Annotated in this window: 26 protein-coding genes and 1 tRNA gene; 22 read left to right on the top strand and 5 right to left on the bottom strand. The window is 24.5% G+C overall.

From position 1 onward, the window contains the following. Positions 1–105: 105 nt before the first annotated feature. The 12 genes from DZ68_RS10395 to DZ68_RS0100750 all read left to right on the top strand — a co-directional run bounded on the left by DZ68_RS10395 (position 106) and on the right by DZ68_RS0100750 (position 15102). Positions 106–2175 carry an ATP-binding protein gene (locus tag DZ68_RS10395; protein WP_024790493.1) on the top strand — a complete coding sequence of 690 codons (2070 nt, stop codon included), beginning with the start codon at positions 106–108 and terminating at the stop codon, positions 2173–2175. Then, the gene (locus DZ68_RS0100805) at positions 2172–3107 is read left to right on the top strand and encodes an HNH endonuclease (protein WP_024786805.1); all 936 of its coding nucleotides are present in this window, start codon (positions 2172–2174) and stop codon (positions 3105–3107) included. The genes DZ68_RS10395 and DZ68_RS0100805 overlap by 4 nt, the downstream gene beginning before the upstream one ends. Positions 3108–3126: 19 nt before the next feature. Then, positions 3127–8106, top strand: coding sequence for a RecQ family ATP-dependent DNA helicase (locus tag DZ68_RS0100800; RefSeq protein ID WP_024790492.1), 4980 nt, complete (start codon positions 3127–3129; stop codon positions 8104–8106). Between the two features lie 203 nt (positions 8107–8309). Then, positions 8310–9827, top strand: coding sequence for a hypothetical protein (locus DZ68_RS0100795; RefSeq protein ID WP_024786803.1), 1518 nt, complete (start codon positions 8310–8312; stop codon positions 9825–9827). A gap of 264 nt (positions 9828–10091) precedes the next feature. After that, positions 10092–11315, top strand: a complete 1224-nt coding sequence (locus DZ68_RS0100790) for an integrase arm-type DNA-binding domain-containing protein (RefSeq protein ID WP_024790491.1) — start codon at positions 10092–10094, stop codon at positions 11313–11315. A 296-nt stretch (positions 11316–11611) separates the two neighbouring features. Beyond that, a complete protein-coding gene (locus DZ68_RS0100780; RefSeq protein WP_035907669.1) occupies positions 11612–11854 on the top strand; it encodes a hypothetical protein in 243 nt (80 codons plus the stop codon). After that, entirely contained in the window at positions 11844–12122 is a 279-nt protein-coding gene (locus DZ68_RS0100775; protein WP_024786800.1) for a plasmid stabilization protein, read from the top strand. Before DZ68_RS0100780 ends, DZ68_RS0100775 begins: the two co-directional genes overlap by 11 nt. 494 nt (positions 12123–12616) lie before the next feature. Then, a complete protein-coding gene (locus tag DZ68_RS0100770) occupies positions 12617–13003 on the top strand; it encodes a hypothetical protein (RefSeq protein ID WP_024790490.1) in 387 nt (128 codons plus the stop codon). Further along, complete coding sequence (locus DZ68_RS0100765) at positions 12975–13325, top strand: hypothetical protein (protein WP_024786798.1); 351 nt, start codon at positions 12975–12977, stop codon at positions 13323–13325. Before DZ68_RS0100770 ends, DZ68_RS0100765 begins: the two co-directional genes overlap by 29 nt. 123 nt (positions 13326–13448) lie before the next feature. Beyond that, positions 13449–14513, top strand: coding sequence for a hypothetical protein (locus DZ68_RS0100760; protein ID WP_024786797.1), 1065 nt, complete (start codon positions 13449–13451; stop codon positions 14511–14513). Between the two features lie 132 nt (positions 14514–14645). Beyond that, positions 14646–14882, top strand: a complete 237-nt coding sequence (locus DZ68_RS0100755) for an AlpA family transcriptional regulator (RefSeq protein WP_024790489.1) — start codon at positions 14646–14648, stop codon at positions 14880–14882. Continuing rightward, entirely contained in the window at positions 14872–15102 is a 231-nt protein-coding gene (locus tag DZ68_RS0100750; protein WP_024786795.1) for a hypothetical protein, read from the top strand. Before DZ68_RS0100755 ends, DZ68_RS0100750 begins: the two co-directional genes overlap by 11 nt. Before the next feature lie 105 nt (positions 15103–15207). Here the strand turns inward: DZ68_RS0100750 and DZ68_RS0100745 are convergent, their stop codons facing one another. Then, positions 15208–15441: a hypothetical protein gene (locus tag DZ68_RS0100745; RefSeq protein WP_024786794.1), complete on the bottom strand. Its 234-nt coding sequence runs from the start codon at positions 15439–15441 to the stop codon at positions 15208–15210. Positions 15442–15574: 133 nt separating this feature from the next. On the opposite strand from DZ68_RS0100745, the gene DZ68_RS0100740 reads away from it, so the two are divergent. From DZ68_RS0100740 to DZ68_RS0100695, 9 genes are all read left to right on the top strand, one after another. Continuing rightward, entirely contained in the window at positions 15575–15781 is a 207-nt protein-coding gene (locus tag DZ68_RS0100740) for a hypothetical protein (RefSeq protein WP_024786793.1), read from the top strand. A gap of 11 nt (positions 15782–15792) precedes the next feature. After that, positions 15793–15969, top strand: a complete 177-nt coding sequence (locus DZ68_RS10675) for a hypothetical protein (protein ID WP_156920200.1) — start codon at positions 15793–15795, stop codon at positions 15967–15969. A 98-nt stretch (positions 15970–16067) separates the two neighbouring features. Beyond that, positions 16068–17168: a hypothetical protein gene (locus DZ68_RS10390; RefSeq protein ID WP_024786792.1), complete on the top strand. Its 1101-nt coding sequence runs from the start codon at positions 16068–16070 to the stop codon at positions 17166–17168. After that, complete coding sequence (locus DZ68_RS09810) at positions 17169–18719, top strand: phage/plasmid primase, P4 family (RefSeq protein WP_024786791.1); 1551 nt, start codon at positions 17169–17171, stop codon at positions 18717–18719. Positions 18720–18919: 200 nt separating this feature from the next. Further along, entirely contained in the window at positions 18920–19126 is a 207-nt protein-coding gene (locus DZ68_RS0100715) for a hypothetical protein (RefSeq protein ID WP_024786790.1), read from the top strand. Between the two features lie 44 nt (positions 19127–19170). Then, complete coding sequence (locus DZ68_RS0100710) at positions 19171–19611, top strand: hypothetical protein (RefSeq protein WP_024786789.1); 441 nt, start codon at positions 19171–19173, stop codon at positions 19609–19611. 12 nt (positions 19612–19623) lie between these two features. Beyond that, complete coding sequence (locus DZ68_RS10670) at positions 19624–19794, top strand: hypothetical protein (RefSeq protein ID WP_156920199.1); 171 nt, start codon at positions 19624–19626, stop codon at positions 19792–19794. Then, positions 19791–20441: a hypothetical protein gene (locus DZ68_RS0100700; protein WP_024790488.1), complete on the top strand. Its 651-nt coding sequence runs from the start codon at positions 19791–19793 to the stop codon at positions 20439–20441. The genes DZ68_RS10670 and DZ68_RS0100700 overlap by 4 nt, the downstream gene beginning before the upstream one ends. 125 nt (positions 20442–20566) lie before the next feature. Next, positions 20567–20998, top strand: coding sequence for a phage terminase small subunit P27 family (locus tag DZ68_RS0100695; protein WP_024786787.1), 432 nt, complete (start codon positions 20567–20569; stop codon positions 20996–20998). A 262-nt stretch (positions 20999–21260) separates the two neighbouring features. Here DZ68_RS0100695 and DZ68_RS0100690 read toward each other — a convergent pair. Together DZ68_RS0100690 and DZ68_RS0100685 are read right to left on the bottom strand one after the other, a co-directional pair. After that, a tRNA-Leu gene (locus DZ68_RS0100690) sits at positions 21261–21349 on the bottom strand. A gap of 16 nt (positions 21350–21365) precedes the next feature. Continuing rightward, positions 21366–22439: a pyridoxal phosphate-dependent aminotransferase gene (locus DZ68_RS0100685; RefSeq protein ID WP_024786786.1), complete on the bottom strand. Its 1074-nt coding sequence runs from the start codon at positions 22437–22439 to the stop codon at positions 21366–21368. Between the two features lie 41 nt (positions 22440–22480). Between DZ68_RS0100685 and DZ68_RS0100680 the strand changes: the two genes are divergently transcribed. Next, positions 22481–23080 (top strand): LysE family translocator, encoded by a 600-nt coding sequence (locus tag DZ68_RS0100680; protein WP_024786785.1) that lies wholly within the window; start codon positions 22481–22483, stop codon positions 23078–23080. Between the two features lie 105 nt (positions 23081–23185). Here DZ68_RS0100680 and DZ68_RS0100675 read toward each other — a convergent pair whose 3' ends face one another. Together DZ68_RS0100675 and DZ68_RS0100670 are read right to left on the bottom strand one after the other, a co-directional pair. Further along, positions 23186–23872, bottom strand: a complete 687-nt coding sequence (locus DZ68_RS0100675; protein WP_024786784.1) for a metallophosphoesterase — start codon at positions 23870–23872, stop codon at positions 23186–23188. Then, entirely contained in the window at positions 23869–24273 is a 405-nt protein-coding gene (locus DZ68_RS0100670) for a cysteine-rich Sel1 repeat protein (RefSeq protein WP_024786783.1), read from the bottom strand. Before DZ68_RS0100670 ends, DZ68_RS0100675 begins: the two co-directional genes overlap by 4 nt. Between the last annotated feature and the right edge of the window lie 63 nt (positions 24274–24336).

Genomic DNA, 24336 nt, shown 5'->3' with positions numbered 1-24336 from the left:
TAGAAAAAACAATAAACAATAATAGAAAATCATTACAATGAAAATTTATCTCTAAGAACATTTAGAGAATATATAATAATAGAAAAGGAATTTAAAGCAGAATAAATGGAAATAATTTATTTTTGGATTGAAGAATATAAAAATATCAAAAATCAAGGTTTTAATCTCTCCTCAAAATATAACTGTAACTATAATTTTGAAAAAGAAGAATTAACAATTAAAGAAAAAACAAACTATATAAATATCTTTCCTGAAAATATAAATGTTAAGGCTATTATTGGAAAAAATGGAAGCGGGAAAAGTAATCTTGTAAAAGTAATTTTTGAGTTAATTTATTTGTATTTTTTTAAGGAAGAACAATCTGTTTGGTGTGAAAATGATAAAGCAAAAGAAGATGATATTATAAATAAAAAAACTACATTATTTATTGATAATTATATAAATCATAAATTCTTTTTAATAATAAAAGATAAAAATGAATTTTTTAAAATTGATAGTGAATATATAAAAAAATTGTTCCAAAAAAAAGGATTTAAATTTATTAATATTAAAAAATCTGGTCATTCATTGGATGAATTTAAATTAAAAAATATATCAAATTATGAGAATAAAATAACATCATTTTCAATTTATTATAATTTTTCAACGGATTCATGGTTTGATGAGCAAAGTCCTTGGGTTAACGAAATTTATCACAGAAAAGATAATTATAATATTCCATTATTAATTGAACCGTATAAAAAAGATAATAAATTAGATTTAAATTTAATAAAAACACTAACAAATCAAAGAATTTTGCTTTTTTATGCTTTGTTAAACAATAAATTAAATAAATACAAAATCACTTCATTTTTTAATCCAGATAGAATTAAAATAAAATATGCTAAAAATTTAATTAATACACAAATTTTGAATGATTTAAAGTATGAAAATGAAGATTTATGGACTGATAAGGATACCGCACAATATGCATCAAAAAATGAATCTATAATTGAAAAATTAAATACTAATTATTATAAAATAATTCATAAATATATAATTTTTTTTGAAAAATTAGCTTTTAAAGAAGATATATATTACGCAATAAATTTGGATCATTTGAATATTATCAATACTATATATAATTATTATGAAAACTATAATTATAAAAACTTAAATTTACTCTATTTATTATTTAAACTTATTGAAAAAAGAGAATATATAAAACAAAGAAAAAATTTAGGAAATGAGATAATTGATAAGATTGAAAATTTTGAAAATAAGATTAAAAATATTAAAATTGAAAAGGAATTTAAAAATTTATTAGCTGAATTTAAAGATTATATAAATGATACAAATTTTAATTTTAACGATAAAGATTATAATTTAATAAAAATTGAAATAGCTTTTGAATTTCATAAAAATAAATATTACGATAAATTAAAAAAAATTTTTAATAATGAAAAAAATGAAATTTTTTTAAATAAATTAGATAATACAGAAAATATTATCTATTATTTTCCTGGGTGGCTTGAAGCTGAATTTTTTGAAGGGGAAAAATCATTAAATTCATTAAGTAGTGGTGAAAAAATAAAATTTGAATTTTTAATAGGACTTTTATATCAATTAAATAATTTAAATACAAAAGAGTATGATTCAGTTAATATATTTTTAGATGAAATTGAATTAGGACTTCATCCAGAGTGGCAAAGAAAATATTTAAAAGATATAATTTTTACTTTTGAACAATTTAAAAAATATACAAATTTCAATAAAAAGATAAATCTATTTTTTCTTACACACTCACCTTTTTTACTTTCAGACATCCCAAAAGAAAATATTATTTTTTTAAAAGATGGGAAGAATATTAGTGATGAAGTGAATATCAATACTTTTGGTTCAAATATTCATACTTTACTTTCGCATGCATTTTTTATGGAAGATGGACTTATTGGCGATTTTGCAAAAGAAAAGATAGATGATGTAATTAAATATCTTAATAATGAAAAATCAAAAATTGATTCAGATGAAAAAGCTCAGCAAATAATTAATATAATTGGTGAGCCGATTATAAAAAAACAGCTTCAAAATATGCTTGACAGTAAAAGATTATCAAAAGTTAATGAAATAGATGAAATTAAAAAAGAAATGGAATTATTGAAACATAGATTGGAAATACTAAGGAAAAATTCTTGAAAAGAATTAAAATTACTGAGAAGATTGAAAAAGAATTTCTAAAATGTTTTATTGATGGTAAATGTAAAATCAAAAATTACTCAATATCCAATATTTTAATTGATAATGAGACAATTGTCTTCCATGAAAAGAAGTGCAAATTATTAAAGAATATAAAAGAATATTTTGAATATTTACAAAATAAAATTAATGATTCTATAGATTTTAAAGAAATCTTATTGTCTACAAATTTGGATGAAATAATAAAAAAATATTCAAAATATTTTAAAAACATAGACGATAAAAAGAAACTTACTGACATTGTAAATAAAGCTTATAATTCATTACGAAAAAAATGGGGTTATAAAATTGTTAAATTAGCTGAAGCTAATGTATGTCTTTATTGTAATAGAAATTTTACTTTAAATTTTAATGAAAAAGAAACAACTGTCGAATTAGACCATTATTATCCAAAAGAAAAATATCCTTTTTTAGCTTTAAATTTATATAATTTAGTCCCTTCATGTCATACTTGTAATCATAAAAAAAGTAATTCTGAAAAAAATCATTTACATCCTTTTTTTGATGATATAGATAAAGAAATAAAATTTTCTTTAAAATTAAAAGATACAAGTTTTTATCATTCGATAGACGGATTTAATATTGAAATAGAGACTAAGTCTTTAAAAGCACAAAATCATATAGAAGTCTTTAATTTAGAAAATTTATATAATGAACATAAAGACATAATTTTAGAACTCATCCAAAAAACATACATGTATGACGAAAGTTATCTTGATGAACTTTTCAAAAAATATGAAGGGACATTTTTTAGAAACAAAGAAGATTTGACAAGGCTTATAAGCGGTGGATATATCAGTGAAGATGAAATAAACAAACGCCCACTTTCAAAATTAATTAAAGATATGTTAGAATACTTAAATTTATATTAATTTATAACGAAGGCAATAATTGAAATTATTAGAAATTGGAGAAGTAAATTATAAACAACTAAATAATCTAATTAAAAATAGATACTTTGTTTATAGCAAAGATTGGGAATTTATAGATTATGATGATATGGATGAATATGATTTACCTACTAAAAAATATTGGTTAAAAGAAGATATTAATGATTTAAAAGAATTATCTGATAAATACCTTATTGTTAAATGCTTAAATTTTGAAAAGTTGAATTTAGATGAAAAAAATTTAATTAAATATATTCAAAATGTATTGAATTATAATTTGATTTTTTTTGATATTGATACAATTAATGGTGAAAAAAGAGCAGGAGTTCAGCCAGGAAGTCATTTATTTACTCTTGATAAATTTACTGAATTTTTAAAAAATCAAAATATAAATTTTATAGGTGGACATAATATTGTAAATTATGATATACCTCAATTACTATATAATCAAGGAAACAACACATATGAATATATTAAAAAAATAAACTTCATTGATACTTTATATTTATCAATTTTATTAAATAGAAAATCATCTCATGCCTTAGAAAAAGAATATAAAAAAGAAGAAAAACAAAATAATCCAATAAAAGATGCAGAAGAATCGTTAACTATTTTTTCAGAATTATGTACTAATTTTAAAGTATTACCTAAAAATATTAAATGCTCATTGTTTTATCTTTTAAAAAATAATGAATATTATAAAGGTTTTTTCAAATATATTGGTTTAGATTTAATTTATTGTAATGAAACAGAAATTTTTAACACAATAAATCAATGTTTTAATTTAGATAAAGATTATATAAATAAATATCCTCTTGAAATAGCAATTATTTTTTTATCAAAATATTTCAACAAGTCTGTTCCCTTATTTGCTTATAAAAATATTGAAAATTTAAAAAAAGTAAAAAATGATTTAATTTTAAAATCTAAACAAATTTCATTGAAATCATATATAAAAACCTTATCAAATAATGATGAATTTGAATTTAGAAAATTTAAGCCTTTAGAAGATGATTTATTTAATGATGATATTTCCCAAGAAGACATTATAAAATATTCATTAGACCGGGAAAATATATTAGCTATATTGCCTACAGGTGGTGGTAAAAGTCTTTGTTATCAAATACCAGCAATCTTTGATGCAGAACATTATAATCAGTTAACATTAATCATTTCTCCTTTAAGAAGTTTAATGAAAGACCAGATAGATGGATTTAATTCAAAATACAATACATCAATAAAAGCTGGAGCTTTGAGCGGTTTTTTGACTCCTAATGAAAGAATAAAACTTATAGAAGATGCAAAAAATGGGAAAGTTAGTTTATTATATATAGCACCTGAATCTTTGAGATTTAAAACAATAAGAAATATTTTAAAAAATAGAGACATATCAAGAGTAGTAATTGATGAAGCCCACTGTATATCCATGTGGGGGCATGATTTTAGGCCTGATTACAGATATATTGGAGATTTTTTAAAAGAAATGTATCAAGATGATATACCACCAATTTCTTTATTTAGTGCAACAGCATCTAAAGAAGTTATTGAAGATATTAAAACATATTTTTATGATAAATTAAAGATCAAATTTAAAGAATTTATTGCGGATAATAAAAGAAAAAATTTAATTTATAAAGTTATAAAAGTAAATGCAAATAAAAATAATGTATTTGAAGAAAAATATAAAAAACTTTTAAATCTTGTAAAACCAAAACAAATTATTTATATTCCCAATTCTATTAAAGATTGTGATGAAGTAGCTAATAAATTAAATATTGAAACTGGTTATAGGGTTGAGAGTTTTCATTCAAAAAAAGAAAATAGAGAAGAAATTTTGCAAAATTTTATTAATAATTATATTGATATTATTGTTTCTACTACTGCATTTGGTATGGGAGTTGATAAGCCTGATATTGAAAGTGTTATTCATTTTACTTCTTCTCAAAATATTGAAGATTATATGCAAGAATCTGGAAGGGCAGGAAGAGATGAAAAGATTGTTCCAAAAGCAGAGTGTATAACTCTTTATTACGAAGGAGATTTTGACAAATATTTGCATAAGTTAAAAAATAGCATTATTACTAGAGATGAAATTCAGGCTGTTTATCAAGCTTTGAAAGATTTCAAAAAAGATAAAATTTATATAACCCCAGTAGATTTAGCTATAAAATCGAAACTTAGTATTGATGTTAATAATAATGAATATAAGCATAAACTTGATGATATTATTGCTGAATTAGTCGAAGAAGGTTTAATTGAAAGAGAAACAAATAATTATACTATTTATGCAAATTCTATAGAAATTAATGATCTTCAAAAAGTTAAAGAATTATTAGAAATTAGTGATGAAAAAATAAATTTAGCTTTTGAAGTTTATAGATTTATAAAAAAGAAATCAAGAAAGTCATTAGATATATCTGAAGCTGCTTATGTATTAGGTAAAAATGAAAAAGATATTATTCAAGCTATTAGAGAATTAAAAGAAAAAGGAATAATTAGTGAAGATAAAAAAATTCATTTTCAAGTTAATAAACCAATTCAATGGATGTATTTTACTTTAGAGAGATTTTTAATTACTGAAATTATCAATAACGAGAAAGAAATATTAAAGCTTCGTGAAATTGCTGAAAAATTTAAACAATCTACAAATAAAAATTTTCAAAGATATAATAAGCAAAACAATAAAAAACTTATTGAAACTTTAGAAAGAATTTTAAATAATTGGAAAGAATTTGTAGAAGTTAAAAGATTAGATAAAAAATTAAGTTTATGGTCTATAAGAATACAAAACCTTACTTCCTTTCAAGATTTAATTAATAAAAGATTAAATAATACATATAAAATATATAAAGAATGTTTAAAGGATAAAAATGAAATAAAATTATCGGAAATACGAAATACAATTCCCGAACTGAAAGAAAAAGAAATAAATGATTATCTTGTATATATGCATTATTCAAAATTTATTACTTTAATTGATGGAGTTATAATTTATTATCCTCAATATGTTTTAAAAATTAAAAGATTTGTAAATCAATATACTAATGAGATGTATAATAAGCGTAAAAAATTATATTATGAAAATAAAAGAAAAAAAATACATATAATGAATGAATTTTTAATAAGGCAAATTAATTCTAATAATGAAGAATTTTTAAAAACTTATTTTATAATGCCAATAGATGATTTCATAAAACATTATGTTAAATTTGTAAAAAAATATATAAATTATTTTATAACAAAAACAAAATATAAAGAAATATTTGAAAATTTAACTTCAGAACAAAAAGAAATTGTTAAAAGTAAGAAAAAACAGATTTTAATTTTAGCTGGTCCTGGAAGCGGAAAGACAAAAACCCTTGTTAATAAAATAGCCAATCTAATTTTAAATAACGAAAAAGTTAATCCTGAATTGTTTTTAATGTTAACCTACACAAGAACAGCTATGATTGAGTTTAAAGATAGATTATATAATTTAATAGGGAGTGATATTTACAAATTGGATATTCATACATTTCATTCCTATTTGTATTATATTTTAGGAGAAAATAATAAAGATTTGATTAAAAATAGAGAAAGAGAAAGTGATTATATATTTGATAAATTTTTAAGTTTAGATGAACATATAAAAAAAGAAATTGTTCCTAGAAAAACAGTATTATATTTAGATGAGTATCAAGATATTACTCCTAAAACTTTTGAAATAATAAAAGAACTAATAAAATACGGAGAAATTAAAGAAATTGTTGCTGTTGGAGATGATGACCAAATGATAATGGAATTTACAGGTTCAGATTTAATTTATTTTGATGAATTTTGGAACTTGTTAAGTATAAACGAAAAAGAAAAAGTGAGTTTTACTTTAAGTAAGAATTTTAGAAGTTTTAAAAATATAGTTTATTTTGCTAATGAATTTATTAAACAATTAAAAAAAAGGAAAAAACAAATAGAAATAACTCCTGTAAAACAAGATAAAGGGATTCTTGAAATAATAAAATTTTCTTCTTCAAATCTTTATGATCCAGTAATTAAAAAAATAATAGAAATTGGGGAAATTGACAATGAAATTGCTGTTTTAACTCATAATAATGATGATGCATTAACGTTGAAAGCCTTATTAAAAAAATATGATATCGAATCAAAACTAATACTCGATATAAAAAAATTTAAATGGTATGATTTATTTGAAATTCGAGAATTTGATAATGCAATTTTAAATAATTTATTAGAGGATGATGATATTTTAACTAAGGATGTTATTAATAAAGCTTATAAAAAAATTTCATATTTATCTAAATCAAAAAATTTTTATTGTATAGAAGAATTGATAAATTATATAAGAAATAAAGAAAATTTTACTTATGAAGCTTGGAGAAGCTTATTAGATGATTTAGATGACGAGTTTTGCAATCAATCTAATTCAAAAATTATTATAAGTACTTTTCATAAATCTAAAGGAAAAGAATTTGATAATGTAATAATTATGGACAAAGAAAATAATCACAATAATATCTTAAATGAAAAATTGATAAGAAGATATTATGTAGGAATAACAAGGGCTAAAAAAAATCTATTTATTTATACAAATCATGATTATTTTTTTAATAAGTTTGCGAAAAATAATGAATTATACAAATTCAATAAAAATTCATATAAAGAGCCGAATGAAATGATTTTGGAACTAGGATTAAGTGATATAAATCTAGGTGCTTCTTTTGATTTTCAAGATAAATTAAAAGGAGTTTATTTAAAAGACAAATCATTAATTTTAAGCTATAAAAATATTATATATAATAATACTCCTATAGCTAAACTTTCAAATAAAGGATATGAAAAAGTAGTAAAAATTTTAAAAAAAGCTTATAAAATACACAATATAAAATTAAGTAATTTAGTATATTACTTTACTGAAAATTATGACACAAATAATAAAAAAGAAATATTGCAAGGTATTTTTAATATAAATTTAAAGAAAAAATAGAAACAATAATGTAACTTGAAAAATGAATTCTATTAAAAAATATTTATTTAAAACCTTGCAAAGATATTATAAACAAAGAACCAAGAGCAATTAAAAATCTTTTCAAAAAAAATAAAAATCTTATATTTTGGGATAGGAGCAAAGAACGAATTGAAAATTTTAAAGAAAGAAATTCTTTTTTATTTAAATAACAAGGATATGCTATGACCATCTATAACTACATAAAATCAAAATTCCACAATTACAAAAACAAAATAAATATTCAAAAAGCACAAGAGTGGCTCTCTAATAATATAAATAAAATTTCAGCTCTGTTTGAAGATGTAAAATTAAGAGATTTTATATTTGAACCTTTTAAAGAAGTATTTTATTATCCTGATAAAACTTTAAATAAAGATATTTATAATGTAATTACACAAGTGGCAATAATAAATGCAATTTTAGCAGGCCTTCCAGGACAGCTCGGAGTCGGGGTTTATGTATCTATTGCATTTGAGGCTTGGATGGGATATGTTATAGCAAGACATGTAGGCATAAGTATTTTAAGACCTACTGAAATTTTTAAATATATTGGAATTATAGGAAGTGGATTATTTATTTTTAAAACAATTCTCAGTTTTTCTTTTTCTCTTTTTTCTATAATTCCAGGTCTTAATCCTTTGATATTAGCAGAAATATTTACTACCAATCTTATTGGAATAGCCTTTTGGGTGGGTTTTGAAGAGGTAAAAAAAAGCGGAAGTTTTAAAATACCTAAAAGATTGTGGTTTGAAATTTTTAATAAATCAAAAAATTTGTATATTCATCAATTAAGTATTTTAAAAAATACTTTTAATACTGAAAACTTAAAAAAAGTAGCCAATAGACTTAAAATGTGGCTTAATGGCGATATTTACGACACTAAAGAAATAAGAGACGAAATTTTTGCATCAGCTGCTATGGCTTATCTTTTAAGCGGTCATTATGATAAATTACAAGGGCCTTTGGGAAAAATTTTTGAAGAGGCTATAAGACTTAGATGGTCTTCTCAATTTGATGAAAATACCCCAATTGAAGAAATTGCAAAAAAATTTTCCGAATATTCCCCAGAGCAGTTAGAAGGGGCTATCAATACAATAAAAGGTAAAATGTTTGAAATTTTAGTAACAGATTTAGAAAACAGTGATAATGATAATATTAAAGCCCATATGTTTACAAATGAATCTCATCCTGATTCTGATATAATTTTTACAAATACAGATACAGGAGAAAAAATTGCACTCTCCCTAAAAGCTACACAGAATCCAGAAATTATTGAACATGCATTATTAAATTATCCAGATACCCCCATCTTAACTACAAAAGAAATTTCAGACTATTTTGAACATAATCCTGAATATGCCCATAAAGTATTTGGGACTGATATATCAAATGAAATGCTTGAAAATATTACAAAAGAAAATGTAGATAAACTAATAGAGAGTATAGAGCCTGTAAATGAAACTGAAGTAGTAGTTTCCGGAGTTACAATGAGTTCAGTTGCATTAGTTTGGCCATTGTTAATGGCATATCACAAAAACAAAATAACATATTCTCAATTTGAAAAAGCAATGAAAAAAATATTTCAAAAACAGGGAGTTAGACTTGCTTCAAGATTAGCTTACGGAATAATGTTCGGCCCTCTTTTTGCCTGGTATTTATTGGCAAGAAGCATTAAGCTTATCAGTAATAAAGCGATGTAAAATAAAATTTAATTTTTGGACTGTTAGATGGACTATCAAAGAAACTTAATTTTAAGCTATGAATTTAAGGGATTTTATTAAAATATACTGGTGCGGCGGGGGAGCATAATCAATATATTTCAATGTGTTTCAGTATGTATCACAAAATAAAGAATTTATGGGCTTTTATAAAAATTTATTGTCTCAATCTTTCTCTTATGTTATCCTTGTAACTCATAATTTAGTGGGTAAACAAGTGGGTAAATTTTGAAAGGAGCACCGAACGTGAAAATAATATCACCTTTAACTCAAAAAGCAATTAATGCTGCAATAAAAAAGCAAAAGAAAAAAATCACCGATGGATATGTTAAGGGTTTAACTTTAATGTTAGTCAGACAAAGCTATAAATGGCGTTTAAGGTATAAACTTGGTAAAAAAGACAGTTATTATACTATTGGAGATTATCCAACTATTGGATTATCAGAAGCAAGGAAAATAGCACAAGAAATAAGAAATCTTCTTTTAAAAGGCATTGATCCAAATGAATATAAAAGACAAAAGCAAATAGAATTAAAAATAAAACAAGAAACAAAAACATTTAATCATTTTGCAAATCAATTTTTAGAATTAAAGAAAAAAGAAGTTACAGAATCAAGATTTAAACGGAATTATTTAGGGACATATATTCATTATATTCAACCATTTATAGGCAATAAAAAAATTAATGAAATAACAAGAACTGATATTATTGAAATCATTAAACAAGTCCCTAAAATTAAATTACCTAATGCAACAAGAAGCACAAATAAAACTTATAAAGCAAAAGAAGTATTACAGGTTATAAAAAAAATATTTGACTATATTATTAATTTAGGACTGCTTGAATATAATCCAGCTTTTACTATTGATGTTAAGCATTTATTACCAAAAGAAGAAAAAACAAAAATGAAAGCCATTTTAAAACCTAATAAAGCAAGAGAATTATATAAAAAGATTTTAAATATCAAAACACCTACAGTAAAGAAACTTTTGCAATTTCAAGCATTAACAGGATTAAGAAACGTAGGACTTTATCGTCTAAAATGGGATTATGTAGATTTTGAAAAAAAACTTATAATATATCCTCCAAAAACATATAAAGATAATCAAGAACCATTTAGAATGCCTTTAACTGATACTTTAATTGAAATACTTATTTATTTTAAACAAATTTATCCAGTATATACCTTTAAAGAAGAAAAATTGCAAGAAGACAGTTTTTCAAGTAAATTAAGTAAATATTACAGGGAATATTTAACCAAAGAACATAATCCCCACGGATGGAGAGCTACATTTTCAACACTTGCTTATGAAAATCAAAAACTGCATAATATATCAGTTGAAGCAATAGAACTTCAATTAAATCATAAAGTTGGTAACAAAGTAACAAGAGCTTATATGAGAAGCGATTTTTTAAAAGAGAGAAGAAAATTGCTTGAATGGTGGGAAGAGTTTTTAATTAATTTTTAATTTTGCCTTTTAAAAGGAATATTTTTATTTATGAAAAAAAATAATTTTTTTTATTTTTTTTATGTCGATTTGTCGGAAAAAGAAAAAAAAGCCCATAAATACGATGTTTTAGTGTCGACATTTCTTTTAAAAAATGTCGGCTTTTTGTAGTAAGTTTTGTCGCATCATTGACACCAAAATTACGCTTTCATAAAAAAAGTATAAATTTGTAAAATATTTCTCAAAAATTCATTTTCTCTTTTAAAGGCATTATATGTTATAATATGTATATCTAAATACACATCAAAGGTTATATTATGATAAATGTAGTTGATTTAAGAAAAAGAGGAATTAAAGCCGTTGAAGAAGAGATAAAAAAAGAAAACAAAGCTATTATTACCTTTAAAGGCAAACCAGCTTATGTAATGCTACCTATTGAAGAATATGAAAAAATTATGCTTGATAAAGCTTATAATGAACTAAAAGCAAAAAAAGAAAAAAATGAGGCTTTTGTATCTAATGCTGATGAGCTTATTAAGAGAATAGAGAATGAGTTATAAGTTAGTATATGATGATAAATTTATAAAAAAGAGTGTTAAATTTTTAAAAAAGCACCCAGATTTAAAAGAGAGGTATTATAAGATTTTATCTATTTTAGAAGAAAATCCGTTTCACCCATCTTTAAGACTTCATAAACTTCAAGGAACAGACTATCACTCAGTTTCAATTACAATGAATTACAGGATACTTTTATACTTTTTAGTAGTAGATAATGAAATATACCTGCTTGATATAGACAATCACGATAATATTTATAAACACATTTAATAATTTTTATTTTTTTGCCTTTTAAAAGGAATATTTTTATTTATGAAAAAAATAATTTTTTTTTTAAAAGTTTTTACATTTTTACATTTTAAGATTAAAATCCCCTATTTATGGGACTTTTAGTGATGTAAAATGTTTCAAGATTTTACACCTTTTTTACACCAGTTTTTACACCCCATTGACATCAAAATTAAACTTTTTCCTTTAAAAGGCAAATAAATATTAAATTTTTACAAAAATAATTTTTTAGCAAATTTTTTGCACCTTTTGCACCCTAAATTAATTAAAACCCCTAAATTACGGTATTTCTTTAAGGTGTAAAATTATTAAATTTTTTGCACCTAAAAAATAAAAAAATATAATATAAATATAAAGAAAATACCGGTAAAATGGGAATTTTCTCAAGGGTGCAAAATTTTACACCCAGTTTGCACCCAGTTCACTTAGTCTCAATGTGCTATAATTGTATTACTAAAAAACAGGAGCGTGAAAAAATGCAAGCAGTATTGAATAATAGTTTTTTTACATATCAAAGTATAAATTTAATAGACCTTTTTAAAGATTTTTTAAAAAGTGTAATTGATAATTATCAAAAAGCAAATAATTATAACCTTGAAAAAAGGATAAAAGCTATTAGAAAAAATATAAAAATACTTAATGATAATTTAGAAGAACTTATAAAAAATAAAAATTTTGAAAAATTAGAAGATGAAATAATCGAGCTTAAATTTTATATTGAAAAACTTTTAAATACTTCTTTACCTGCAAATATTAAAAAAGAGCTTAATTTATTATATGAAGATTTAGTTACATTTGACTTCAATACTTCAATGCTTGAAATGAGAAAAGAAGTTGAAGATATTAGAAACCAAAAAATTTAAAAAACTTCTTAAATATATTATAAAATCTTCTTCAATAACAAAAGAACGATACCAAGAGCTTAAAAATATTGTTAAAAAAGATATTTATTCAAATCATATTATAAGACCACATAAAATAAAATGCGGCAAAGATGAGATAATATCTCTCTCAATTCCAAATACTCAATACCGCATATTATGTTATTTAACTTGTAATCCTAAAATAGCAATTTTTGGGTGGATAGGAACTCACAGAGAATATGAAATAATTTTAAAAAATAAGAAAAATTGCAAAAATTATCTTTTTAAATGCGAAGAGTTAGAAAAATTAATTACTGATTAATCCTCTTTTATAATCCCTGCATCAGATATAAAGACCCCATTTCTTAAAGGCAAAATTATTCTTATCCGTTTATTTTAGTATCATTTAGTATAATTATTTTTAATGATTTGGAAAAGGAAAAGGATGAAAGAGATTCAAAGCAATTATAGCGAAAATATATTAAATGAAGATTTTCATTTGAAAATTAATAATATTAATAAAATCTTAAAAAATAATAATTTAAAAACAATTAATATTACATTTGAAGATAAATTAAATAATATGAAAAAAACATTAGATAATACTATAAATCTTTTAAATAGTATAGGAATAAAAACACAAGAACAGAGATTAAAAGAATTAGCAACGGAATATAATAAAAAGCACCAAGAAAAACTTAAAAATTTGATAAATATTCATACAAAATCTATAAAAAAACTTTTAAAAAATGATTTTTCATATTTTTTAAAAAGATATTTTCCAAATGAAATATTAGAAGAGCCTAAGTTAGAAATTAATAAAACAAAATATGAAACTGTAAAAAATACATTTATTAAAGAAACTTTTAAAATTGATAAAAATTTAACTTTAGAAGAAAAAATTAATTTTTTATTTAATACAGCAAAAACTATTTATGAGGAATTAGAAAATAAACTTCAAACTGAAAAAGCTAAAAATTTGCTTAATATTATTTACTACAATTTGGATTTTATGAATTGCATTAATTTAGAAGATTTTAGGATAACAAAGCCAAAAAAATTTTTTGAAGATTTAGAGCATAACTTATTAAATTTTATTGATGATGAAAAAAGGACTTATATTTTAATAGAAAAAATAATAATTAATTTTTTACTTTATTATGATAAATTTTATCAAATATACGATTTTGCACTGCAAATTAAAAATATTAAATTTAATGATATAGTTTATAGATGTAAAAATGAAGATGAATTAAAAAAAGTTTTCTATATCACAAAAAATACTCCAGCATATAATTATAAAAAATACACATTATTTAACAATTTAATTTATTTAATAACAAATGAATTTAATCTTAATTTTGATACTTTTAAAAATTTTTTTATAAATTTATTAGTAAAGCAGCAAAAGCAAAAAATATATTATGCAAAAAAACAAATAGAAATTTTTCAACCTGATAAAAATTTTAAAGAAATTTTTAAAAATTTTGACTACATAAAACACCCATAAAATCGTTATTTTTCCTTACTTTTTTATTTGGTAAAAAAAGCTATCTATGATAGAAATTTTTACCTTAATTTTTTCTTTTCCCCTCATAATTGCATTGTATCAAATTAAATCAATTAATAAAGGAGGAACACAATGCAAAACTTACAAGCAAAAACAAAGGCATTAAAAAATTTAGACACAAAAGAATATCTAAGACCAAATGAAATTTATGCAGTATTTGGAATTGATAGAGCCACTCTTTATAGATGGATAAAAGATAAAGAATTCCCAAAGCCACTTAAACCAAGTCCGAAAATAACTTTAATCAACAAAAAAGCATTTGAGGAATATTTAGCAAAAAGAACAGCAGAACTTGAAAATGGAAATTAAGTCAATGCTTGGTAAAAGTATAAAAAGAGAACTTTTACCTTTAAAAGCAGGATTGACTTATTACGAGTTAGTGCAGTTATGGATATTTGACAATACTAATTATTTCAAAGAAGCAAAAGATGAATTTTTAAAAACTGATAAAAAGATTAATTTTCAAGAAGCCAATGAGGTAAAGCCTTATAAAAGAAAAACAAGTCCATCTTCTTTTACAAGGCAATAAAAATAAAGTGATTCAATAGCATTTAAAAGGTTTAGCAATATGATTATACTTAAAATAGAAAAAAATGCAACAGCGTTAAGATATAAAAGAATTAGAGATAAAAATTTAATCGTTGGTAGTATCAGAAAAATTATTCTCACAAAGAGCTTTTTTTGCAGTTTCAAACTTTTTGGCTTTTATGTAATTTTCAATGAAAGGTTTTACCCAGCTGGGAACTTTTCTATCTATACCCCACATTTTAACAGTATTATAAGGGACTTTGCTAAGTTCAGCAAATTCTTTTCTATTAAGACCAATTTTTTGAAGCAAATTATTAAATTCTTCTTTTTCTTTTTTCATAAATTTACCTTTAATAAAATAATAATTTTAATTATATCAAAAATTATAAATGATACAAAATATTTGACAAATACTGGTATTTGATATATAATTAAATGAAATTAATATCTAAACGATAAAAAGGAGATACCAAATGAAAACAAAGAAACTAATTCCATTAAGAGAAAAAGCATTAAAAAATAAAAGACTTCAAGATTATTTAAAGGAGCATAAATTGACTTTTAGTGATGTGAATATTTTAGAACTTACAGATAAAGGCTGGGAAGTATTGCAAAAAGGTTTAGCACAGATTGAGATTTTAATCATAAGCGGAACATTAAACTTAATACTTCCACTTTAAAGGCAAAAAAAATGAAAGCAAGAGAAATACAAATAACAAAAATCAGAGACAAGGTATATCAAATTATCATTGGAAAAGTTGGAATTGTAATCAGTGCAAAAGATGAAATTGAGGCAAAAGTTAAAGCGTGCAGACTGCTTGGACTTAATTGCAGCAAATTATTTCAAAAAAGACTTTTCAATGCTTAAACAGATTAAAAATTACAAATTAAAAATAAAAAAAAGGAACTCTATTATTTCTAAAAGGCAAATTGCAAAAATAAAAAAACATTTGCAAAGGATGAAAAATGCAAATTGCAGCAATTAAACAATATTTAACCAAAGAAGAGGTTATATCAATACTTCAAGCAGTTGGATTTGAGGTAAAAACTAATCGAAATTTCAGATTAAGAGATGATGACAAAAATCCAAGTGCAAGTATATATCAGGCAAAAGACGGGAGCATTAGAATCAAAGATTTTGGAACTGGATTCAATGGAGATGTGTTTGATGTGTTAGTTGAATATGTGGGAATGAATATTAAAGAGGCCAAAAATTTTGTAATGAATCATTTAGGGTTAAGCGATAGCGAGGTAAAAATACCAAAGATTGAAATCAAAATTCAAGAGCCAGCATATAGAACACAAGAGGAATTAAGAAAAATTTGGGATTCTTTTATTCCTCTTTATGCGTTAGATAGTAAAAAAGCCAGTGAAATTATATCAAGAATTATTCCGATTGAATATTTCAAAACAGCAAGAGAGGAAGATAGAGATGAATTTTTAGAAGTAGTCAGATATGATAAAAAATTGGATGAATTAGTTGCACTCACTAAAACACCAAAAGGCGAAATTTTATCAATCAGACACAGAAGAAAAGGAGGTATAAAATGGAAAGCATTATCCAAAACACAAGCTAATAAATATTCCCAAATAAGAATCACAGATGAGAGTGACCCAGTTTTTATAATAGAAGGCACACACGATTATTTAACCGCAATATTGCTTGGAATAAACTTTATTGCATTACCAAGTAAGAATTACAAAACCTTCAAAGTGGATGAACTCTCACTTTTAAAGGGCAATAAATGGGATTTTATTGTATTACCAGATTTAGATTATAAAAACGAACAAGATGAAAGTTATAAAAAATTAAAAAAAGAACTGCAGCAAAATATCATTAATTTGATTCAGCAATTAGAGCCAGTGGGAAGAAGTATATCAGTATGGGATTTGAGAAAAAAATTTTCACATTTTAAAGATATAGAAAAAGTTAAAGATTTAAGTGATTTATGCAGTATATCAGATTTATATGACAGCGTTTATTTAAAAGTATTTCATTTATTAGCTTGCTTTATTGCTTTACAATCAAATGAAGAAGCTACACAAGATATAAAGAAAGGAGTTTAAATGATGATTTATCGAAATGAAATGAGCGATTTTGATGTTAACCTTAAAAAGATTATACCATATGAAAGCGATGTGAATCAAGTAAATGAAAAGGAAAATAATGAAAATTTAGAAAATGTTAATGCAGCAGACGAAGTAATGGAACATAAAAGCAAAGAAGACAAAATAAGCAAAGAAAAAAAAGAATTAATAAGCAGCCTTTTAGCAAATGTAGAAAAAATTAATATTATTGATTATGCAAAAGAGAAACTTGGATATATTCCAAGTTATAATAAAGATGGAGAACCATTGCCTCTTAAACAAAAACATTTAAAAGTCGCACTAATTGAATATTTCAACGATATTGCAAATTCTAATAATTGGAAAATCACAAAAGATAAAAGCGAGACAATTTATCTTTTTAATGGTGCTTATTGGATACCTTTTTATAAAGATGATATTGTTTATCTATTGAGAGAATTTATTATTAAAACAGGAATACCTCTTATTGAAGCAAAAGACGAACTTTTCAAAGAAAAACTATATAAACAATTTTTAAGCGAAATAGAGCCGTTTTATAAGAAATCTAATAATTTAAGTGTGATTAATCTTTTAAATGGAACATTAGACCTTGAAAATATGCAGTTAAAAAAATTTGATTATAAAGATTTTTTAACCTACCAGTTACCATTTGCTTATGATGAAAAAGCAGTTAATGAATTATGGCTTCAATTCCTTGATGAAGTATTACCAGATAAAGAGACGCAAAGAACACTGCAAGAAGTAATTGGAAGTATTTTTGTAAAAGGCATAAAGTTAGAGTATGCAACTTTTTTATATGGGAGCGGTGCAAATGGTAAAAGCGTAGTAATGGAAGTAATTGCGGGAGTATTGGGGCGTGAGAATGTCAGCTTTTATTCATTAGATGATTTAATGCAGGAGCATTACAGAGCACTGATAAAAGATAAATTGCTTAATTTTGGAAGTGAAAACAATACTAAAAAACTTCAAAGCGATACATTTAAAAAATTAGCAAGTGGAGAACCGATTGGGGCAAGGCAAAAATACGGCAAACCATTCACAATGGAAAATTATGCGAGGTTAATATTTGCGGTTAATCAAATGAAACTTAAAGAAATTGAATATACTGACGGCTTTTTTAGAAGATTTTTAATCATTCCTTTTAAAAGGACAATACCAAGAGAAAAAAGAGATAAAAAGCTGCATTTAAAGATTTTGCAAAATCCAGCGGGCGTGCTTAACTGGATAATAGACGGAGCTAAAAGAGTATTAATAAATGAAGATGTTTTTATTTCTAATGAATGCAAAGAAGCAAGAAAACAATTTATAAAAGATATTGACAGCGTTTTACAATTTTTAGATGAAAATAATTATAAAAAATCAGACTATTTTAGAAAATATATTAAAGATTTTTATAATGAATATAAAGAGTGGAGTTTTGAAAGTGGTATTAGACCAGTAGGGAAAAGGGAATTTTCTAAAAGACTTGAAGCATTAGGGTATATAAAAAGAAAAGATAAAAACTGGTATTTTCTTATTGAAAAAAAATAATTTTTTCTATTTTTTATGCCGAAATATTGGAAAAATAAAAAAAAGTGTCAATGAGCCGACTTTTTGTCGACTTTTTTACGACATTTCTTTTTAGAATTGTCGACACTCAAACCTCCATAAATACGGGCTTTTAATAGGGTTGTCGACAAATCGACAAAAAAAACAAAAAAAATTTTTTTTAAAACTTTTAAGGAGCAGAAATGAGTTATAAAATCAGATACAGACCTTATTTAGATATGGACGATGTGATTGTATTAGAAAGAATAAAAGAAGCAACAGGTATATCTCACGGGGCTATTTTGCAAAAATTATTATATGAATCAGAAACATTTTTAAAAATTAAAGAAATTTATAAAGATTGTGATAAAGAAACCATAAAAAAGGCCTATTTAGGACTTATAAAATGATTTTAAAAATGAGATAATTTATAAAAATTATAAAAGGAGTTTTAATGATTCACCCAGAAATTATTGATTTGTTTAATTTTATTGTGGAATATAACGGGTTTATTGCTAAAAAGAAAAAAGAGGTTAATGGGTATTTTGGGAAAAATAAAGTAAAAAGTATTGCTGATTTAAAAAGAATTTTGATTGGTGATGAATTAAATGAGTTATATCAATATTTTTCAAAATTAAATAAACTATTGATTAATTCAAAATTTGATTTTCCAATTACACTAAATATCTCTTATTGGAAAGAAATGAAAAAAATAATTAGGGATAACCCAAGAGCTGATTTACAAATTATCTCTTATGAGGCAAATGAATTGATTAATAAGATTAAAAGAGATATTGAGGTTATTGATAATGATGAATTTATCCAAGAAGTCCAAAATATAAGAAAAAAATTAATAGAATTTGAGCCTTGGAAAACAGAAGCCCCAAGTGCTTAAAAAGGAGTGGAAATGAAAAAAGAAGAAGCATTATCACTTGCAAAATTAAGATACATTGAAATGAAACAAAAAATAACAAGTAGAATTAAAAAAGATGAAAACTTCAAAGCAAAAACAAAAAAAGATTTTGAAGAATTAAAAAATTATTTAAAAAAACACAATTTAATAAAGGAGAGAAAATGAATATATATCAAGCAGTTAATATGATGTCTCAAATCACAAATAAAAGTAAAAAGGCTATAAAAGAAGAAATTAGGCCAATAATAGAAACTTTTGAGGAATTGGGACTTGATTCATTTGCAAAAAATATTCCGACAAATATTATTGATCTTTACTTATATGGTGTAGAATTAAGCAATAAAGATTATTATTTCAGTTTATTCAAAGTTAGAGAATTTTTAATGAAAGAATTCAATTTAAGAGGAATTCAAGCTGATAATATTATTTTTATGAATGGAAAAGTAGACCATTGGATATTATTGAAATTAGCGGCTTATAGAATACTTGGCGAGAAATATCCAGAAGATGAATATAATACTTTAAAGACTCTTATTAATTATTATGTCAGTAGAGAAAAAGAACAAAAAGAAAACTATTTGAATGAATATAAAAAAGCTATTGCGGCTTGGAAAGCACAAATAAAAGAATTAGAACAGTTATTAAATAAAACAAAACAAAAATATGATAAATCAAAAATATATGGATTTGATAAACAGGAAATTGACATTATAGAAAATCAAATAATCACTTTATGCGAGACAATAAAAAATTTAAATGATGATATTGCTTTTAGTAGTTTAAATACAAGATATTTTACAGTAATTATGTAACTGTATATCTAATAACGGGAGGGGCGGGTTTGAAATTTTTTAGGCAAAAGCGGTCAGTCGGCGGCCAAGTCGCAAAAAAACAAAAACTAATTTCAAACCTTTTGATTAATTTGCAAGGAGTATAAATGAGAGGTGGAGCAAGACCAGGAGCTGGAAGGGCAAAAGTTAATGACCCAAAATTAAAAAAGATTTTTAATAGAGTTAATGGATTAGCTAAATTGAATAAAATTGGTAAAAAAGAAGAGCAAAGAATTGTTAATTTATTGGAAGAAAATGGCGTATTGAGCGATTTTGATTTTGCATTGATAAGAGCTTATGCACTTGCTTTTCAAGAATGGAATGAAGCAGAAGCTGCTTTAATAGAGCAAGGAAGAGTTATTGAAAATTCAAGCGGAAATCCAATTGCAAATCCTTATCTAAGGATAAGAGATAATGCCTTTAAAAGAATGTTTGAAATTGCAAAAGAAATGGGATTTAGCATAAAAAGCCGCGAAAAAATGAAAGATTGGCTGCAAAAAGAAGAAGATGAGTTTGCTAAATTTTTATTTGATAATTAAGACTAATTATTACTTCAATTCACTTCTATTTTTCCTCTTTATAAGGCTACAAGATATTCAATAAAAAATAAATTTCCAAACCAAAACCAAACAGAACTAAACAAATAAATCTTAAAAAATTATATAAACTGATAATAAAATACATATAGTTTAATTCAGATTCAAAAAGTTATTGTTAATCAATTTAGTGGGTAAACAAGTGGGTAAATTTTAATTAAATATTTTGATAAATATTGATTTATGGGGTTTTTAGGCTATTAAGTGGTGCGGCGGGGGGGACTCGGACCCCCACGGGCTTATTCGCCCACAAGACCCTCAATCTTGCGCGTCTACCAGTTCCGCCACCGCCGCGTGGAGTGTAATTATATCAAATTTTTAGATAATTTTTAATTCTTTTTAGAGCTTTTTTTAAATCTTTTATATCTTTTGTATAAGCTATTCTTATATAATTTTTAAATTCACCGAAATCTATTCCAGGTGTAACGGCTACTTTTGCTTTTTTTAAAAGTTCATTTGCAAATTCAAAAGAATTATCTGAATATTTTGAAACATCGCACCATAAATAAAAAGCCCCGTCAGGTTTTGCTATTTTAAAAACATCTTTTAATTCATTATATAAAAAATCCCTTCTTTTTTTAAATTCAGTTTTTGTATTTTCAAGATATTCATAATTAAAAGCTTCAAGTGCGGCATACTGAGAAACAGTAGGGGCTGAAATCAGGATGTTTTGGGCGATTATTTCGGCAGTTCTTACTAAATTATCAGGCAAAATTATCCATCCGATTCTAAAGCCTGGCATACAGAAATATTTACTGAATCCATTAATAACAATTGCATTTTTATTGAATTTTAAGGCTGTTGTATAATCTTTCTCATAAACAAGTCCGTGATATAGTTCGTCGCTTATTAAAAGTTTGTTGTTATTTTCACAAAATTCACAGATTTCTTTTAGTTTTTTAGATTCAATTACGCTTCCTGTAGGATTATTTGGGCTTGAAATCATTAATGTGTCAAAGCCCATATTTTTTAATGCTTTTAAATCAATTTCATAGTTGGGAAATTTAGTAGGTATTTTTATAAATTTTTTATTTTCAAGCTTAGCAAAATTTTCATAGCAAGGATATCCGGGAGTAGGGGTTGCAATAATTTTGCTGAAATAAAAAGCAATTAAAAATGCGGTGGAAGTTCCGGTGGTAATAATTATATTTTCAGGATTTACCTCAACATTGTAAAAATATTTATAATAGTCTGCAATTTTTTCTCTTAATTTTTTTAATCCTTTAGACTCTGTATAAAAAAATTTGTTCTCCTCGATAGCTTTCAATGCGGCATTTTTAATTTTAGGTGAGGGCAGTATATCAGGCTCTCCAATTTCCAAATGAATAACATTCTCATATTTTTGGGCTTCTTTTACAATATCCATTACAATAAACGGTTTCATTTGACCTCTTTTTTTATATAATTTTATCAAAAAGGAATTTGTTGGAATATTTAATTTTAGCAAGTATTGGATTTGTTGCTGCATTAACTCCCGGACCGGATATATTTTATGTAATAAGGCAGGGACTCTGTCATGGTCTTAAAAGTTCACTAACGGCGGTTGCCGGAATACTTACAGGAAATATTGTTTATTTAACGCTTGTGGCCGTTGGGCTTAGCAGCATAGGTAAAAATATATATTTCCAAATAATTGTGGGAATATCAGGTAGTATTTATCTGTTTAGAATCTCTATAATTATTTTTAAGGAAAAAGTTCATTTAAATTTAGTCTGTAAAAATTCAAAAGATATCTATAAAGAAGCACTTTTGCTTAATCTCTCAAACCCGAAAGCTATGATATTTTTTGCGGTTATTATTACCCCTTTTATGAGTAAAAATATTATGTTAAGTTGTGGAAGTCTTTTTTTAGGAATCATTGCTGCATTTGTTTTTGGGGCAGTAATAAGCTCTAAAATTAAAATAAAAGATAAATGGCTAAATATAATAAATAAAATAGCAGCTGTATTATTTTTCTTTTTTGGAGTAAAATTATTTTTGTTTGCTTTAAAAGATTTTGAAATTATTTTATCAATTTTGAATTAACAGCAAATTTTAAAAGTATTTAAAATGTACATTATTTCAACATTTTTATCATTATAGCTGCTTTTCAAGCAGCCAGATGGGCAAAACCCATTTTACATTTTCCATTTATTGTAAAGGTGCGTGAGGCTCGGCATATTTTTGTTTTGCATTTACCTGAATAATTGAATATTTTATCTTTACACTATCTTCGATAATTGCTGCTGTGAGCTTGTTTCCATAGACGCAGCCTGTATCTATTCCAATGGCGTGTTTATTGATTTTTGGATTTAAAAAAGGATTGTGTCCATATACCACAAATCCTTCGTGTCCATTGTATGTATCTGCCCAGTATCTTGCATTTGGATTATTATTGTCTAAAGGTAAAAATTTATCGTTTTCATCCACTTCCCTTAAAAATAAAAGCAGTGTCATAATATTTAAAGGTGGATTGTTTAGATAAATTCTGTTTGTAATGCCCGCATGAAGAATTGTTAAATGATTTAATTTTAAAAAAAACGGCATAGAAGAAATAAAATCAAAATCTTTTTGTTTAAGCTTTGGATAAATTTTTTGCTGGTCTTCATCCAAATGAACTTTTCTCCCCCAAAATTTTCTTAAATGTTTGTATTCGTGGTTTCCCATAATTGTAAAAATTTTGTTTTTTTTAGCATAACGCAAAGCTTCAACAGGATAGGGACCTTTATCAAGTATGTCTCCAACACTTATTTCAAAAGCCCCTTTTGCTGTTTCTTTTCTAAGCTCTTCCCATTCTTCCAGACATCCGTGAATATCGCCGTAAATGACGTATTTCATTTTATATTGGCAATTTCTTTTAAATAATTGCATGCGTCTTTTGAATGGTTGTTGCACGCTTTTTTAAGTAAAGTTACAGCTTTGTTTAAATCTTTTTTTACACCAATTCCTTTATAATAGTAATATCCCAAAATAGTGCAACTGTCATTGTCGTTTAGGGCACATCCTTTTGTATAATAATCAATTGCGGCTTTAAGGTCTTTTTTTACCCCCAAACCTTTGTCGTAAAAATATGCAACCATTCCGCAGGCATATCCGTCATTTTCACTGCATCTTTTATCAAACATTCTAAATGCTTTTATGTAATGTCCCTGAAGTGCTTCCTGAAGGGCAGGGTCGTTAGTCTGGCCATGTTTTGCGAAGGCAAAAACAGCTATTAAAACCAATATTAATTTTTTCATTTTTCTTCCTTTTATTTGATTTTGTGAAATGTTTTGGCTTCAACGAAGCCCTGATTATCCTCC

The organism is Lebetimonas sp. JS085 (assembly GCF_000523295.1).
In the GTDB taxonomy this organism is placed as follows: Bacteria; Campylobacterota; Campylobacteria; order Campylobacterales; family Nautiliaceae; genus Lebetimonas.
Note: the sequence above shows the minus strand (reverse complement) of the source record. Positions and strands in the feature narration are given on the sequence as shown.

Excerpts from the sequence above, each read along its gene's own strand:
- DZ68_RS10670 (WP_156920199.1), top strand. The coding sequence starts at position 19,624 with ATGAAAAAAGAAGAAGCATTATCACTTGCAAAATTAAGATACATTGAA.
- DZ68_RS0100715 (WP_024786790.1), top strand. The coding sequence starts at position 18,920 with ATGAGTTATAAAATCAGATACAGACCTTATTTAGATATGGACGATGTG.
- DZ68_RS0100775 (WP_024786800.1), top strand. The coding sequence starts at position 11,844 with ATGAGTTATAAGTTAGTATATGATGATAAATTTATAAAAAAGAGTGTT.
- DZ68_RS0100770 (WP_024790490.1), top strand. The coding sequence starts at position 12,617 with ATGCAAGCAGTATTGAATAATAGTTTTTTTACATATCAAAGTATAAAT.
- DZ68_RS0100670 (WP_024786783.1), bottom strand. The coding sequence starts at position 24,273 with ATGAAAAAATTAATATTGGTTTTAATAGCTGTTTTTGCCTTCGCAAAA.
- DZ68_RS0100760 (WP_024786797.1), top strand. The coding sequence starts at position 13,449 with ATGAAAGAGATTCAAAGCAATTATAGCGAAAATATATTAAATGAAGAT.
- DZ68_RS10395 (WP_024790493.1), top strand. The coding sequence starts at position 106 with ATGGAAATAATTTATTTTTGGATTGAAGAATATAAAAATATCAAAAAT.
- DZ68_RS0100740 (WP_024786793.1), top strand. The coding sequence starts at position 15,575 with ATGAAAACAAAGAAACTAATTCCATTAAGAGAAAAAGCATTAAAAAAT.
- DZ68_RS0100710 (WP_024786789.1), top strand. The coding sequence starts at position 19,171 with ATGATTCACCCAGAAATTATTGATTTGTTTAATTTTATTGTGGAATAT.
- DZ68_RS0100695 (WP_024786787.1), top strand. The coding sequence starts at position 20,567 with ATGAGAGGTGGAGCAAGACCAGGAGCTGGAAGGGCAAAAGTTAATGAC.
- DZ68_RS0100685 (WP_024786786.1), bottom strand. The coding sequence starts at position 22,439 with ATGAAACCGTTTATTGTAATGGATATTGTAAAAGAAGCCCAAAAATAT.
- DZ68_RS0100700 (WP_024790488.1), top strand. The coding sequence starts at position 19,791 with ATGAATATATATCAAGCAGTTAATATGATGTCTCAAATCACAAATAAA.
- DZ68_RS09810 (WP_024786791.1), top strand. The coding sequence starts at position 17,169 with ATGATGATTTATCGAAATGAAATGAGCGATTTTGATGTTAACCTTAAA.
- DZ68_RS0100795 (WP_024786803.1), top strand. The coding sequence starts at position 8,310 with ATGACCATCTATAACTACATAAAATCAAAATTCCACAATTACAAAAAC.
- DZ68_RS10390 (WP_024786792.1), top strand. The coding sequence starts at position 16,068 with ATGCAAATTGCAGCAATTAAACAATATTTAACCAAAGAAGAGGTTATA.
- DZ68_RS0100755 (WP_024790489.1), top strand. The coding sequence starts at position 14,646 with ATGCAAAACTTACAAGCAAAAACAAAGGCATTAAAAAATTTAGACACA.
- DZ68_RS0100745 (WP_024786794.1), bottom strand. The coding sequence starts at position 15,441 with ATGAAAAAAGAAAAAGAAGAATTTAATAATTTGCTTCAAAAAATTGGT.
- DZ68_RS0100675 (WP_024786784.1), bottom strand. The coding sequence starts at position 23,872 with ATGAAATACGTCATTTACGGCGATATTCACGGATGTCTGGAAGAATGG.
- DZ68_RS0100780 (WP_035907669.1), top strand. The coding sequence starts at position 11,612 with ATGATAAATGTAGTTGATTTAAGAAAAAGAGGAATTAAAGCCGTTGAA.
- DZ68_RS10675 (WP_156920200.1), top strand. The coding sequence starts at position 15,793 with ATGAAAGCAAGAGAAATACAAATAACAAAAATCAGAGACAAGGTATAT.
- DZ68_RS0100750 (WP_024786795.1), top strand. The coding sequence starts at position 14,872 with ATGGAAATTAAGTCAATGCTTGGTAAAAGTATAAAAAGAGAACTTTTA.